Genomic DNA, 15257 nt, shown 5'->3' with positions numbered 1-15257 from the left:
TGTTCTATGAAAAATGTTTGAGTTTGCTTAGTTCTGACGGAGTATCTAGCTTGATAACTTCTAATAAATGGATGCGTGCAGGTTATGGTGCTAGTACTAGAGAATATTTTTATAAGAATGCCGATGTACTTCGTATTATAGATTTAGGGGCTGGCAGATTTGAAAGTGCTACAGTAGATGTTAACATAATTTTATATTCAAAAACTAAAGAAAAATATAGACGCGGAGAACGTTCTTTTGACGGAGTAAGTTATTCAGGAAATTTGAAAGAGCTTAATAGTGCAAAGTTTAATACAGTAGTAAGTGATGTAAGCAAAGAATGGGTAATAATGAACACTTTAGAGAGGAGCATTTTTAATAAAATAAAAAATAATAAAACTTTAATAGATTACAACATTAATATTAACAGAGGGATTACAACAGGTCTTAATGATGCATTTATTATTGATGAAAATACAAAAAATGAACTTATCAAAAAAGATAAAAATTCTAAAAAGTTAATAAAAAAATTGGTTAGAGGTAGAGATATAAATAGATATTTATGTAATTTTAGTAATTTATATTTTATTAATACTCATAATGGTTTAAAAGAAAAAAACATAAAACCCATAAATATTAATGATTATCCCGCTATAAAAAAACATTTAGATAAATATTATAAACAATTAGAAAAAAGACAGGATAAAGGTGTAACACCATATAATTTGAGAAATTGTACATATATAGAGGATTTTGAAAAACCTAAAATAATATATCAAGAAATTTGTAAAGAAGCTTCATATACTTTTGATGAAGAAAGCTGTTTTTTATCTAATAATGCATATATGATAACTAGTGAAAATTATAATTTAAAAGTATTATTAGGTTTATTAAATTCAAAATTATATTGGTGGTTTTTTACTAAAAATAATATTGCTCTAGGTAGTTCTGCTATTAGAATGTTAGCTATGTATATAGTAATATTACCTATCCCAGAAGTTGATTCAAAAACTAAAAACAAAATAGTTAAGCTCGCTGATAAAATTATAGAACTTAAAAAACAAAACGAAAATACTTCTGATTTGGAAGATGAGATTGATAAGATTGTGTATTCTTTGTATGGGCTGAATGATGAGGAAATTAGGGTTATTAATGATAATATTTTTAAAATATAAAATATTTATTTATTAATATATTTTATTTCCTTTCCTATAAGATAATCTGTAAATTGTCCATTATTATAAACTATATTTCCGCGTACTATAGTAGTTAAAACTTTTCCGCCTCTTTGAAAACCAATATAAGGCGACCAGCCTGCTTTAGTGATTATATCTTTTTCTTCTATTTCTGAATTATCATTTAAATCTGCTATTACTAAATCGGCATCATAATTTTCTTTTAATAATCCCTTATTTTGTATGCCGAATATTTTGGAAGTATTTTCACTCATTATTTTTGTTAATAATTTTAAGTCTATGGTATTATCCTTAACTTTTTTAAGCATTAATTCAAGAGAATGCTCAACAGATGGAATTCCAAATACAAGTTTTTCTAATTTTTCACTTATTAAATGAGGAGCATGATCTGTTCCTATAGTATCTATTGTACCATCTAATATTGCATTCCATAAAGCTTTATTATTATGTTTTTCTCTTAATTCAGGCTTCATTCTAAGCAGCATTTTATTCTTATCATTTTTATTTACATCTTCAATATTTAAAAATAAATGATGAGTAGTAACTTCCCCATAAATTACCATTCCAGAATCTTTTGCTTTTTTTAATGAGTTGATTTCACTTTCAAGCGATAAATGACATAAATATAATGGTGTATTTGTATTTTTAGCAATTTTTATAGCTTTATCAACCATTTTATCTTCTGCATGAACAGTAACTATTTTTGAAACTTCAAATAATTTTTCTAATATTTTATCATTTTCCACAAGCATATTTCCTGTAGAAGCATTAAAGAAAATTTTAGTAGATGCCACTTCATTGACAATATTTTTTATATCATTACTATTATCCGCCTTACTTCCTCCGAAATGAAATCCATAATCTGCATAAGATTTTCCAATCATCATAGATTTTTTTTCAATTAGATTTTCTTTTGAAATAGTATTCGGTATAGTATTAGGCATATCCAAAAATACTGTAACACCTCCTCTTACACATGCTTTGCTTCCAGAACTAAAATCTTCTTTATGTGTAAGTCCTGGATCTCTCATATGAACATGAGGGTCTATTATTCCAGCAAGAACATAATTATAATTAGCATCTATTATATTATTATCATAAGATAAATATTTTTCAAAATTATTTTCTTCATCTATTTTTTTTATTTTTTCATCTTCTATTATTATAGTAACTGCTTTTTCATTATTTGCTATTCTAGCATTTTTTATTATCATAGTTTATTTTCCTATTTCCCTATTACAGTAGTAGCAAAAATCTCCGTAACTTCTTTTCATAACTTTATTTTTTGTTTCTTCAAAGTGAGTAACGCATTTTGTGTTTGTACAAAGCATTTCTTTATTGTCTACTATAGGATAAGGTTTTTCTTTTCTTTTGGACTTTAATTCTATTACTCCTGAAGCAACGGCAAGCATAGCCATTCTAGTAGGCACTCCATTTTTAGCCTGTATAAAATATTTAGCATATTTTGTATCATCTAAATCTATATTGATTTCATCTACTCTTGGAAGAGGGTGCATTATTATCATATTATCTTTACATTTGCCTTCTATGGTTGCTCTTGATATATTAAAAGCATTTTTAACTTTTTTATATTCATTAATATCATCAAATCTTTCTTTTTGTATTCTTGTCATATATAAGCAATCTATATCTTTAAGTATTTCTTCATAATTATTTAATTTTTTATATTTGATTCCAGACTTATCTAATTCTTTTAATATATAATCAGGTATTTGTATAAGATCAGGAGAAATAAAATAAAACGCTCCATTAAACTTTTTTAAAGCTTTTGCTAATGAATGAACAGTTCTTCCATATTTAGTATCGCCCACAAATGCCACTTTTTTATTTTCTATACCGCCTAATTCTTCTCTTAATGTGTATAAATCAAGTAAAGTTTGACTTGGATGTTCATTAGAACCGTCTCCTGCATTTATGATAGGACAATCTGTAACTTCTTCAGCAAATTTAGCAGCACCGTCTATATTATGACGCATAACTATAATATCCGAATATGCTGAAACCATAATAATAGTATCTCTTAATGATTCTCCCTTTTTTATGGAGCTTTTATCTGGGTTATCAAATCCTAATTCTTTACATCCCATTTTATAAGCTGCAGATGTGAATGATAATCTAGTCCTTGTGGAAGGTTCAAAAAATATACTTGTCATTATCATTCCATCCATCATTTTTCTTCTCTCATTATTATCAGTGTTATCTAACCTTTTAGCTATGTCCAATACCTCTATAATTTCTTCTTTTGATAACTCTTTGACAGATATAAAATTTCTCATTGTTGCTCCCTTAAAAAGTAGTTAATTGTTTTTATTGAAATTCAGCATAAAAAAAAGGAATAAAATTGTTAAAGATAACAACTTTATTCCTTAAAATTTTTAAAAAATTCCAAATTCGAAAATTTAAATAAACAAAATAGGGTAGCAAATAAAAAATAATCTTGTATTTAAAAAATATATTTTTCATTCTTTATCCTATTATAATAAATTGAATGGATTATATCATATAAGATAAAAAAATCAAGTATAAATTTATAATTTGTGTATTTTTGATGTATTGAAATAAAATGTTTTATGGTTATAATTTTAATTCATTAAATTAATTTTAAGGTTATATATGTATTTAGAAAATATCAATAATCCATCAGATTTAAAAAAATTAAGTGTAGAAGAATTAATATTGTTATCTTCTGAGATAAGAGAATTTTTGATAAAGAATGTATCTAGTACAGGAGGACATTTAGGAAGTAATTTAGGAGTAGTAGATTTAACTTTAGTACTTCATTATTTATTTAATTCTCCTAAAGATGCTTTTATATTTGATGTAGGTCATCAGGCATACACTCATAAAATTATTACTGGAAGAAAAGATAAATTTTCTACTTTAAGAACTTATGGAGGATTATCAGGCTTTCCAAAGAGAAATGAGTCTGAACATGATATTGAAGAAACTGGACATGCTTCTACTTCATTATCCTTTGCATACGGTCTTTCTGTTTCCAAAGAACTTTTGGGAGAGATGGGAGATGTTATTGCTATAATTGGAGATGGTGCTATGACAGGCGGTATGGCATTAGAAGCTATTAATAATATTGCTCATACTGAAAGAGATATAATAATAGTTTTAAATAATAATGAAATGTCTATAGGAAAAAATATTGGTGCGGTATCTAAATTTCTTAATACAACATTAAATGATAATTTAGTTCATGAGGCATCTGAAAAAGTGAGAGGATTTGTTTCTGCTTTGCCTTTCGGAGATATTGCTAATGAATTTATAGATAGGGGTAAAGGTGCTATTAGAACTTTTGTAGCTCCGGGTATTGCATTTAGAGAAATGGGATTTAAGTATTTTGGTCCTGTAGATGGTCATAGTTATGAAGAATTAATAGATATATTTCAAAAAGTACAATCTATAAGAGGTCCTAGATTAGTTCAAGTAAATACTATTAAAGGTAAAGGATATAAAATAGCAGAAGAAAATCCAGCTAAATTTCATGGTATAGCACCTTTTGATATTGAAACTGGAGAATTAAAAAATAAATCTTCTTCAAAAACTTTTTCTAATATTGCAGGAGAAACTATTATAAAGATTGCTGAAGAAAATAAAAATGTTGTAGCTATCACTGCTGCTATGGAATCGGGTACTGGATTAAGCGAATATGCAAAACTTTTTAAAGACAGATTTTTTGATGTAGGTATAGCCGAACAGCATGCTATAACTTTTTCAGTTGGGCTTTCTGAAAGTGGCATAATACCTTTTGTATTTTTATATTCTACATTCTTGCAAAGAGGATATGATCAGGTAATACATGATATTGGAATTATGAATGCTAATGTTAAACTTATGATAGATAGGGCTGGTCTTGTACCTGAAGATGGAGATACTCATCAAGGTGTATTCGATGTATCTTTTCTTAGAATTGTCCCTAATATAACAATTATGGCTCCTGTTGGTGAGAAAGATTTTAGAGATATGGTGCAAAAATCATTGGAATACAAAGGACCTACAGTTATAAGATATAATAAATCTTCCGTAAGAGAATTAAGAGAAAATCTTGTATCGGATAATTTTGAGATTGGTAAGGCTCATATCGTAAGGGATTTTGGAAATAGTAATAATCTTATAATAAGTTACGGACAAACACTTATAGATATAGCTGATGCTGTTGATGAGATTAATTTAGATACTGCTATATTAAATCTATCCACTTTAAAGCCATTGGATAAAGAAACTATATTAAATATGATAAAAAATGCTGATAAAATTTTAATTATTGAAGAGAGTGTGAAAAGCGGTGGAATTGGAAGTGCTTTATTAGAATTGCTTTCTGATAATGAAATATATAAAAAAATAAAACTTCATGCTTTGCCTAACAAATTTTTTGAAACCGCAAGTAGAAATGAACTTTTGAAAATGTATAAATTGGATAAAGAAGGATTAAAAGAAATAATAAAAAATTATTTTTGAATATTATAATCGTATTTTTTTTACTTCTTTTAGATAATCTATAAATACATCTGTTATTATTGGATCTAGTTTTATGTCTTTTTCCAAGAAATTTTCTTTCATAAAAAGAATTGCTTCTTTTGGACTTTTTTCTATTTTTTGGGTTAAAGTATCATAAACATCAATTACCTCTACAATTTTTGCAGGTAAATATGTTAAGCTTTGTAATGTTAATATATCTTTGTAATCATATGATATTATATATTCTATTTCATGATTTGGATTTCTTCTTAAAGTTGCTTTATACAATTCTATAAAAAGTCCGTATCAATAACTATAATATTCATGATGTAAAGAAACTGTTAATGCTACTCCTTCATTTCCTCGCATAAAGTATTTTGCAAATGCATAATCTTTTATAGAATGATTATCTTTTTCTTCATCGCTTAATGGTATATAATCTCTATCTTTATCTAAACTTATATCATGCATTAAAGTGCCCATAGCAGCATCATTAATTGTGTAATTTTCTATTTTTCTTATACCTAATTTTACATTTGAATCTAAAGTATTTGAATCGCTAACTATATTGTATCTTTGATATATTCTTTCAGCAAATTTATAATATTTTTTCTTAAAATCTATTCTAAGTTTATTAGCAGCTCCATGATTTAATTTATCATTAAAAAAAGCTATAGTTTCTATAATCATTATAAATATTCTATTAGTATGTCCTATTGTGCTGTCAGATTTTAAAGCGTCCAAATTATCAAACATATTATCCGTTTCATATTCTTTACTTGAAATAATTATAATCATTTCATGTATAAGAATTTGTATCATTTTTGATAAATTGTTAATCTCTTCATCATTACTATTTAATGTATCATTTTCTTTATTTTTTAGATAATCTATATATTGTATTCTTAGTATGAAACCTATTTCTATGAGCATTTGAGATATAAGTTTTGAAGTTTCTAAGTCTAAAAAATTTTTTTTGTAGTATGTTAATTTTGCTACATATTGCCTTATATAAGCGATTAATTCTTTATTTGACATATTTGTTATATTTTCTAATATATCTTCTTCTTTTTTTGCTATTTCTTTATTGGAGGGAATACAATATTTAAATCTTTTATAAAATTCTATCGTTTTATCGCTCAAAGTCAGCCCTTTTAAAAATCATATTAAATATTACAATTATCGGTATTGTATTGCATAAAATAATGTTTTTATCATATGCTACTACCTATACCAAGCTTTTTTACAGCCTCGCTTATATGATCTATTCCTATGATTTTTATATTATCTATATTTTTTATTTCCTTTAAAGCCCTTTTTGATATGTATATTTCTTTCACAGAGAATTTTCTCATTTCTTTTATGCGTCTTTCTATGAATCTTACAGGTCTTACCTCACCAGAAAGCCCTAATTCTCCTATATATGCGGTAGTTCTCTGAATGGATATACCAGACATACTTGAAGCTATTGCCATTGCTATTGCTAAATCGCTTGCAGTTTCTTTAACATTAAGTCCGTTTGCTATATTAATATATACATCTTGATTTGATAGATTTAAATGAGCCCTTTTTTCTAATATAGCTATTATTATAAGCAGTCTATACTGATCATATCCTATAGTAAGTCTTCTAGGATATCCGAATGCACTGCTTCCAACCAAAGCTTCTTGTTCAACACAAAATACCCTGCTTCCTTCTATGACAGGAGTTATAACATTTCCAGCAAATACAGATTCATTTATGCCTCTTGTAAAAACCATAGAAGGATCTTTTACTTCCATTAATCCTTTTTCAGCCATTTCAAATATTCCAACTTCATCAACAGCCCCATAACGATTTTTAACCGCTCTTAATATTCTGTATATACCTTTATCATCTCCCTCAAAATATAATACACAGTCTACAATATGTTCAAGTATTTTTGGTCCTGCTATAGTACCTTCTTTTGTTATATGTCCTACTAGAAATATAGTGATATTTTTTAATTTTGCTGTTTGCATCAAAGCCCATGCACAGTTTTTTATTTGTGCTGGAGACCCTGCTATACTATTAGTTGATGGACTGTATATTGTTTGTATTGAATCTATTATTGCAAGTGAAGGAGTATCATCTAATAGTGTGTTTATTATATTATCGCAATTGGATTCTGAAGATATTGAAAAGTCTGTATCTTCTAATGCAAGTCTGTCCGCTCTTAATTTTATCTGTTCAAGAGATTCTTCTCCAGTGAAATAGTAAACTTTTTCATTTTTAGCAATATTAGATGCCGTTTGCAATAGAAGAGTAGATTTCCCAATTCCTGGTTCACCACCTATAAGTATAACACTTCCTTGAACTATTCCTCCTCCTAATACTCTATTAAGTTCATCTATATTCGTAGATATTCTTATACTGTCATTAGATTTAATTTTTTTTAAAGATGTCATCGCTGCTTTATCGCTGCTTGATGAGGAAGAAGTTCTTTCCCTTATAGACTTATTAGTATTTTCTGTAGGCTCAGTAAAAAGTTTTAAAGTATTCCAAGAACCGCATGAAGGACATTTACCCATCCAATTAATAGTGCTTTCTCCACAATTATCGCATACAAATATAGTATTATTTTTCTTTGCCATATTTTTATCTTTTATAAATTATTTTTCATTATTATATGATAATAAAAAACTTGTGGGTTTTACTATCTTTGTAATAAGTGTAAAAGATGTTTCAAGTTTTTTATAAAGCATATAATTTACTTCTAAAGATATATTCTATTATATAAATACTAAAATAATAATTATAATATTTTTAATTATTAGAATTAAATTTTTCAAATATATCTTTTCTTCTTTTTTTATCAGAATTCCATAACATAAGTCCGAATACTATAATAGCAATAGGAAGCATAACTATATTTATTATTCTCACAAAAAGCTTAACAGTTTCAGTCACTTGATAAGGAGGATTAAATACAGCTCCTTTTCTTCTTATGCTCATAAGACCAGTATCTCCAGCCATATAATCAACTAAATTCATCAAGAATATTTTATTTACATTATAAGCACTATTTTTTGCCATTTCGTATGAACCTAATACTATAACTTTACCGCTTGTAGTGGAGTTAATTCTATTTATATCACTTTTAATATTATTCTGTGAATTAGTTGATAAAGGAATTTCTTTTCCTTGAAATGCACTATTCATCTTTCCTTCAAAAACTGCAGATATTAATCTTTTTGATAATTTACTACTGTCTGTAGGCATTCCAGTCATAGAAGTTACAAAGTTTTCTGTTTCAACCCAACTTTTATCACTAGTATGAATAAGAGGCGTAACTTTTATATCAGTATTATTTGTATTTGTTATAATTTCTGATGAAGTAGGAGTAAACATTAAATTAATACTTTTAGTTATATCATTTTTAGCATTTATATTTTCTGCATTTATTACAGGTATATAATATATTTTCTGTTCAGGCATTCCCTGCTGTAATTGTCCCTTATAAGCATTATCATCAAATATAATATTTTCTGCTACAGTAAATCCATAATTAGGAAGTATCTCATTAAGTCTGTTTGTAACAGGTATAAGTTTATATCCGTACATTTGAGCATTAGGATCATCTTGATTTATTTGTGCTCCATTAAGCATAAATAATACAGGCTTTCCGCTCATAATGAATTGATCCAATTTATATAATTCATAATCACTGAATGCCGTTTTACTTCCTGCTATTATTAAAGCATCTATATTTGAAGGTATATTATTCAATGAAATATCTACTGGTTCAAAATTATAATTTGCCTCTATTTCTGCAACATATTCACTTACACTGTCATATGCATCATTAGGATTTCCTCCGAATTGAGGTGGTATAGTTATATAATTGGCTTCTTCATGTCCTTGTATATAACCTATAGTAGCTTTAAGTCCAAGCATACTATCTATATTTTTTGATATTTCATTTTTTATTTCATCAAAGGCACCATATAATATATATGAAGTTGAAAGCTCTCTTACATCATCTCCATTTTCTAAAACTAATGAAAAATAAGAACTTCCCTTATGTGCTACAATATTTCCTTCTTTGTCTTTTATATCATTCCATTCTATTTTTTTGATATTGAATTTTTTTAATAATTCCTCATTTTCTGGGCTTGGATTTGACATATCAACACTTATGAATCTTACTTTATTCATTAAATCTTTATTTGCATCTGCTACGGCTTGCATTATAGAATCTGGTATAAGTTCTATTGCACCTATAGGAAGTAAATCATATATTTCTTTTGATGATATATAATATACATTTAAGTTATTTTCTAATCTTGCTAATCTGTCATTTTTATCCATCATTTTTCTTATAACAGTATCTATATTATATTCTAAACCTTCGGTTGACTGTACAAAAGGTATAGTTTCTATAGAATCTCCATATATGAAAGAAAGTCCCATATAAGCTACTTTAGTTTGAGCTTGATCTTTTTCTAATACGCTTATTTGTGTAGGGTTTATTCTATATTGGCTTGCTAATTCTGAATGTTTTGATGCATCTATCACTTCAAAGCTTATATTTTTACTGCCTGCCGCCTTATATCCTTCAAATAAGTCTTTTATATATCTTTCATAAGTAGAAAATGGAGGCGGAAGATTAGGAGTTACGAAAAATTTTACACTCATAGGTTCTTTTAAATTTTTCACTAAACTTTTACTCTCTTTACTCAAAGAATAAATTTTATCTTTAGTCAAATCTATTGTTGGTGTGAATTGACTTAATATTGCATTTATTAAAATTATAATTACAACTATTAATGAAAATGTTATTATTCTATCTTTTTTATTTGTCATATATTACCTGCTAAAAAAATAATTTTTATTATATATTTAATAACAATGTTTGTCAAAACAATATAGAAGTATAAACCTATAAATATATTTTTTGTAATAATTTTATAGAAAAATAGTTGACATTTTTTTTCAGTGTGTTATAATAGTCTTCACTTGCCGAGTTAGCTCAGTTGGTAGAGCAAAGGACTGAAAATCCTTGTGTCTAGGGTTCGATTCCCTGACTCGGCACATCCCTATATATTTCAACTCCCAAAATTAATAATATGAATATCGAAAAAGAACTTAATAATTATATAAATCCTATCTATGAAGATAATCATATAATAGTAGCAGTAAAACCTCCTAATATACCAGTTCAAGGTGATATAACAGGCGATGTGTCTTTTTTTGAGAATATAAAAGATTATATAAAAATAAAATGCAATAAAAAAGGAAATGTTTTTTTGGGATTAGTGCATAGACTTGATAGACCTGTATCTGGAATAATAGTATTTGCCAAGACTTCAAAGGCGGCGGCAAGATTAAGCGAATCTATAAGAGATAGAAAATTTGAAAAAAATTATTATGCTGTAGTTAATGGTATACTTTTAGAGAAAGAATCAAAACTTGAAAATTATCTTATAAAAAAGAAAAATAAATTAGGTAATATTGCTCAGGTAGTTTTTGAAAATACAAAGAATGCTAAAATAGCTAAATTGAAATACACTGTTTTAAAAGAAGATGTGATAAAAAATATGAGTTTATTAAAGATAGAATTAGAAACAGGCAGATTTCATCAAATAAGGGTACAGCTTTCGAATATAGGACATGCTATATATGGAGATAGAAAGTACGGTAGTTATATAAAATATGATAGAGATGATGTTCCTTTGGCATTATTTGCTAAAAGTTTAAGATTTCCTCATCCTACTAGAGATGAAGAGATTTATGTTGAAGCGGAACTTCCTTCTTATAATCCTTGGAATATATTTTTATAAAGTTTAAAAAAAAGTAAATTTAGTACTTGACAAAAAAATAATAATATTGTATTATATACAAACATTTAATTAAGAGTAAAAACAAACGGGCCAATAGCTCAGTCGGTAGAGCATCGCCCTTTTAAGGCGGTTGTCGAAGGTTCGAACCCTTCTTGGCTCACATAAATTTAAAGTTCTTTTATATATGCCGGTGTGGTGAAGAGGTTTAACACACAGGATTTTCATTCCTGCATTCGCGGGTTCGAAACCCGTCACCGGTTCATTGATTCCGCACTGTGATAGTGCGGTTTTTTTATGCCAAAATCTTTCATTTATTTTAAATAAACATTTTTATATTTTTATTATTGTTTTAATACACAAATATAATTATCTAATTAACATAATTTAGTTATCATAATATATTAAAAACTATTCCTTTTTACATATTATCAAAAATCATGTTTTTTTATACAATATATAATATTGACTTTTTTGATAATTCTATTATTATAAAAGGCGTTTAAAATAATGTGTATAAATATAGTAAGGTTATGGGAATGAATACTAGGGGTAAGTCTAAAAAGAAAATCAAGGAAAATGATAATCCTTTTTTAAATTTGAATGCTAATGCTAAAGAAAATGATGAACTTGCAACGGCTTCTATAAAGACTATAGCAAACAGCGTTATAATTACAGAAAGTGATAATAAAAGAATAGACAGAAGTAAAAAGGAAGAATCGGCAGAAATAATAGATCCTTCACGCAAAGAATGGCTTTATTATACTAGATCTCCTTTAATGGATAATTATAGAGATAATCTTTATAGAGAATATTATAGTTTATCCGTATTATTATCTGTGAGAGGCGACAGTAATAATGAAAGAACTTTGGGACTTTCCCTAAAATTAATAGATTTAGAGAATAAAAAAGAGTATAGAGTAGGAGAGCTTGAAAGTTTTTTATTTTCATGTGTTATTGGTGATAAGCAGAATATAGAAGATGATGAAAAAATAATAGAGCTTGAAGATTTCAGTAAGGCTGAGGCTAAATTAATAAGATTTTTGAATAATTTATATGCTGAAGCAAAGCAAATACAGGAAAACGGTAAATTGTGGTTTAAAGATTATGAAGTTTATCAATGCTTACTCTTATTAAAAGATGTCTCTAATATAAGACTAGAAAGCAGGGTTATAACTTTCAGTGATGAAATTCTCAATTTACAATTAGAAAGCTACTATAATGAAGATAAAGATTTAGTTCTTAATTTAAGTATCAAAGATGTTGATTTGAATAGAGTATATACATTCGGTGAGAATTGTGATTTTGTACTTTATAAAGACATATTCTATGAAACTAATCCTTCATACCCTAAAATAAAAAAGAATATTTTTAGAGATAGTATAACAGTAAAAAAAGATTATATAAAAGATTTCTGTTCAAGGGTGCTTCCAAATTTAAAAAAAGATTTTGATAATATAGAACTTCCAGAAGATATTAAAGAGAATGATATATTGGCATTTCCTGCTCAGGCATTGGTATTTTTGGATTATGATGGTACTAATGTGTTTTCTACTATAAAGTTTAAATATGGTTCTTTTACTATTGATCCTTATTCTGGAAAGTTCACAAGCAGTAATATGTTTGATAATGAAGTTACAGAGATTTACAGGGATACTGAAAAGGAAGAATATTTCTGCAGAACTTTATCAAAATATTTGGAGAAGGTGGGAGATTATACTTTTGCTACTTCTGATGATGAGAAGATATTTTATTTATGCTATAAGATACTTCCTTCACTTCAGGATAGGGGTTGGACTTGTTATTATAGTGAATCTTTTAAATCATTAAAATTGAATGTTAAACCTCTTAAAATGAGAGTTTCTTTAACTAAAGATATTAACTTCTTTGAGATTAATTTTTCTTTTGAAGGAGTTAAAGAGCTTCATGATTTATCAGAAATAGTAAGAGCTGTAAAGGTAGAAAATAAGGAATATATAAGACTTCAGAATGGTTCATTTGTTCCTATAGATTTGGAAGTGATTGATTATATAGCGAAGATGTTTAAAGAGAATCCTATAGAACATAAAGAGGATAACAGATATTTGCTTCCTATGTTCAGTGCACCTTATTTCGCTGATATGCTTGAAAAACATAGTGGTATAGAATTGGATTTAGATGATAATGCAATAGATACAATAGCCAATATAAAAAGAGTAGAATACGATGAAACTCCTCCTAAAGATATAGTAGGCGAGTTCAGGAGTTATCAACTTATAGGTTATAAATGGCTTAGAAAATTGGCTGATATGTCTTTGAATGGAATACTTGCCGATGATATGGGGCTTGGTAAGAGTTTTCAAACTATAGCTACTATATTAAAAGAAAAAGAGAATGGAAACAAACTTACTTCTTTAGTTGTTGCTCCTACTTCTTGTGTTGCCAACTGGGAATGCGAGATTAAAAAATTTGCTCCTTCTCTTGAGGTTATAGTTTTATCTGGTAATTTAAAAACTAGAATGAAAAAAATTAAGGCAGTAAGTAATTATGATGTTGCTGTAATATCTTATTCTACATTAAGACGAGATGTAAAGGCATTGAGTGAGAATGAATTTAATTATCTTATATTAGATGAGGCTCAGCATATAAAGAATGCAAATACTCAGAATGCAAAAATGGTTAAAAGTTTGAAATCATTGAAAAGACTTGCATTGAGCGGTACTCCTATAGAAAACAGCATAAGTGAGATGTGGTCTATGTTCGATTTTCTTATGCCGGGATTTTTGGGCAAGCATAAGGATTTTGTTGAAGATTATGAGGCTCCTATACTTGCAGGTTTGGACAGTTCAAGTGAGGCTTTGGATAATTTAAAAACTAGAATAGCTCCTTTCATATTAAGAAGATTAAAAACAGATGTACTTACTGATTTGCCTCCTAAACATACCGTTGTAAGCTACTGCGATTTGACAAAAGATCAGAAAGAACTTTATATGTCTATACTTGAGGCTGCCAGAATAGAGATATTTGAAACTGTTAAGCGTAAAGGTTTTGCCCAGTCGCATATAGAGATATTTTCAGCATTAACGAGATTAAGACAGGTTTGCTGTCACCCAAGACTTATGCATGATGATTTACGCGGAGAAAGTCATACAAGCGGTAAATTCAATATGTTTATAGAGATGATTAGAGAGGCTGTTTCAGGCGGACATAGTGTATTGGTATTCAGTTCATTTACAAGAATGCTTAATCTTATGAGAGGAGCTTTCAAGAAATTAGGAATAGATTATTTCTATTTGGATGGAGCTACAAAGGACAGAATGGATTTAGTTCATAGATTCAATGCAGGAGAAGCACCTATATTCTTACTTAGCTTAAAGGCGGCAGGTACAGGACTTACATTAACACAGGCGGATACTGTAATGCATTATGATTTATGGTGGAATCCAGCCGTTGAAGATCAAGCCACTGACAGAGCATACAGAATAGGGCAGAAAAGAGTTGTAACTAATTATAAGCTCATTACAAGAGGGACTATAGAAGAGAAAATACTAGAACTTCAAAATAAAAAGCGTCTTTTAATTGATACTGTAGTAGGCGATTCTATGGGAGATATAAATAAATTAAGCTGGGACGAAGTAAAAAATCTCATCAATTAATTTATTTTATGCTGTCAGATAAAGATTTTAATAAAATTATTTCTTGGGCTTCGGTATTAAAAATAAAAAATTTTCCAACTACTTAAAGAAGAATTAGAAAATATTGAAAAGCTTGATTTGTATGGTTTGCCTTGTAATTTATTTTTAGATAATATTTCCAA

Annotated in this window: 10 protein-coding genes and 3 tRNA genes; 7 read left to right on the top strand and 6 right to left on the bottom strand. The window is 27.7% G+C overall.

The window, feature by feature from the left end; translation table 11 throughout:
- On the top strand, window positions 1-1154 hold a 1154-nt coding region (locus tag Q1J76_RS02155), incomplete at its 5' end, for a TaqI-like C-terminal specificity domain-containing protein (protein ID WP_300366120.1).
- A 5-nt stretch (window positions 1155-1159) separates the two neighbouring features.
- Here the strand turns inward: Q1J76_RS02155 and Q1J76_RS02150 are convergent.
- Complete coding sequence (locus tag Q1J76_RS02150) at window positions 1160-2389, bottom strand: dihydroorotase (RefSeq protein ID WP_300366117.1); 1230 nt, start codon at window positions 2387-2389, stop codon at window positions 1160-1162.
- Window positions 2390-2392: 3 nt separating this feature from the next.
- The gene (gene pyrB, locus Q1J76_RS02145; protein WP_300366114.1) at window positions 2393-3472 is read right to left on the bottom strand and encodes an aspartate carbamoyltransferase; all 1080 of its coding nucleotides are present in this window, start codon (window positions 3470-3472) and stop codon (window positions 2393-2395) included.
- 337 nt (window positions 3473-3809) lie between these two features.
- On the opposite strand from pyrB, the gene dxs reads away from it, so the two are divergent.
- Window positions 3810-5663 (top strand): 1-deoxy-D-xylulose-5-phosphate synthase, encoded by a 1854-nt coding sequence (gene dxs, locus Q1J76_RS02140; protein ID WP_300366111.1) that lies wholly within the window; start codon window positions 3810-3812, stop codon window positions 5661-5663.
- Between the two features lie 3 nt (window positions 5664-5666).
- On the opposite strand, the gene Q1J76_RS02135 is transcribed toward dxs, so the two are convergent.
- The 4 genes from Q1J76_RS02135 to Q1J76_RS02120 all read right to left on the bottom strand — a co-directional run bounded on the left by Q1J76_RS02135 (window position 5667) and on the right by Q1J76_RS02120 (window position 10487).
- Window positions 5667-5951 (bottom strand): hypothetical protein, encoded by a 285-nt coding sequence (locus Q1J76_RS02135; RefSeq protein ID WP_300366108.1) that lies wholly within the window; start codon window positions 5949-5951, stop codon window positions 5667-5669.
- Window positions 5952-5969: 18 nt separating this feature from the next.
- Window positions 5970-6806 (bottom strand): hypothetical protein, encoded by an 837-nt coding sequence (locus tag Q1J76_RS02130; RefSeq protein ID WP_300366106.1) that lies wholly within the window; start codon window positions 6804-6806, stop codon window positions 5970-5972.
- A 71-nt stretch (window positions 6807-6877) separates the two neighbouring features.
- Entirely contained in the window at window positions 6878-8275 is a 1398-nt protein-coding gene (gene radA / locus Q1J76_RS02125) for a DNA repair protein RadA (RefSeq protein WP_300366103.1), read from the bottom strand.
- 172 nt (window positions 8276-8447) lie between these two features.
- Window positions 8448-10487, bottom strand: a complete 2040-nt coding sequence (locus tag Q1J76_RS02120) for a GldG family protein (protein WP_300366100.1) — start codon at window positions 10485-10487, stop codon at window positions 8448-8450.
- A 155-nt stretch (window positions 10488-10642) separates the two neighbouring features.
- Here Q1J76_RS02120 and Q1J76_RS02115 point away from each other — a divergent pair.
- The 5 genes from Q1J76_RS02115 (at window position 10643) to Q1J76_RS02095 (ending at window position 15096) form a co-directional block, all read left to right on the top strand.
- A tRNA-Phe gene (locus Q1J76_RS02115) sits at window positions 10643-10715 on the top strand.
- Between the two features lie 35 nt (window positions 10716-10750).
- Window positions 10751-11464 (top strand): RluA family pseudouridine synthase, encoded by a 714-nt coding sequence (locus Q1J76_RS02110; RefSeq protein WP_300366097.1) that lies wholly within the window; start codon window positions 10751-10753, stop codon window positions 11462-11464.
- Window positions 11465-11551: 87 nt separating this feature from the next.
- A tRNA-Lys gene (locus Q1J76_RS02105) sits at window positions 11552-11624 on the top strand.
- A gap of 26 nt (window positions 11625-11650) precedes the next feature.
- Window positions 11651-11724: transfer RNA gene (locus tag Q1J76_RS02100), tRNA-Glu, on the top strand.
- A 276-nt stretch (window positions 11725-12000) separates the two neighbouring features.
- Window positions 12001-15096 (top strand): DEAD/DEAH box helicase, encoded by a 3096-nt coding sequence (locus tag Q1J76_RS02095; RefSeq protein ID WP_367182053.1) that lies wholly within the window; start codon window positions 12001-12003, stop codon window positions 15094-15096.
- Window positions 15097-15257 lie beyond the last annotated feature (161 nt).

The organism is Brachyspira sp., from assembly GCF_029258575.1.
Classification (GTDB): domain Bacteria; phylum Spirochaetota; class Brachyspiria; order Brachyspirales; family Brachyspiraceae; genus Brachyspira.
The sequence above is the reverse complement of the archived record's forward strand: the minus strand, read 5'-3'. Positions and strand labels throughout refer to the sequence as shown.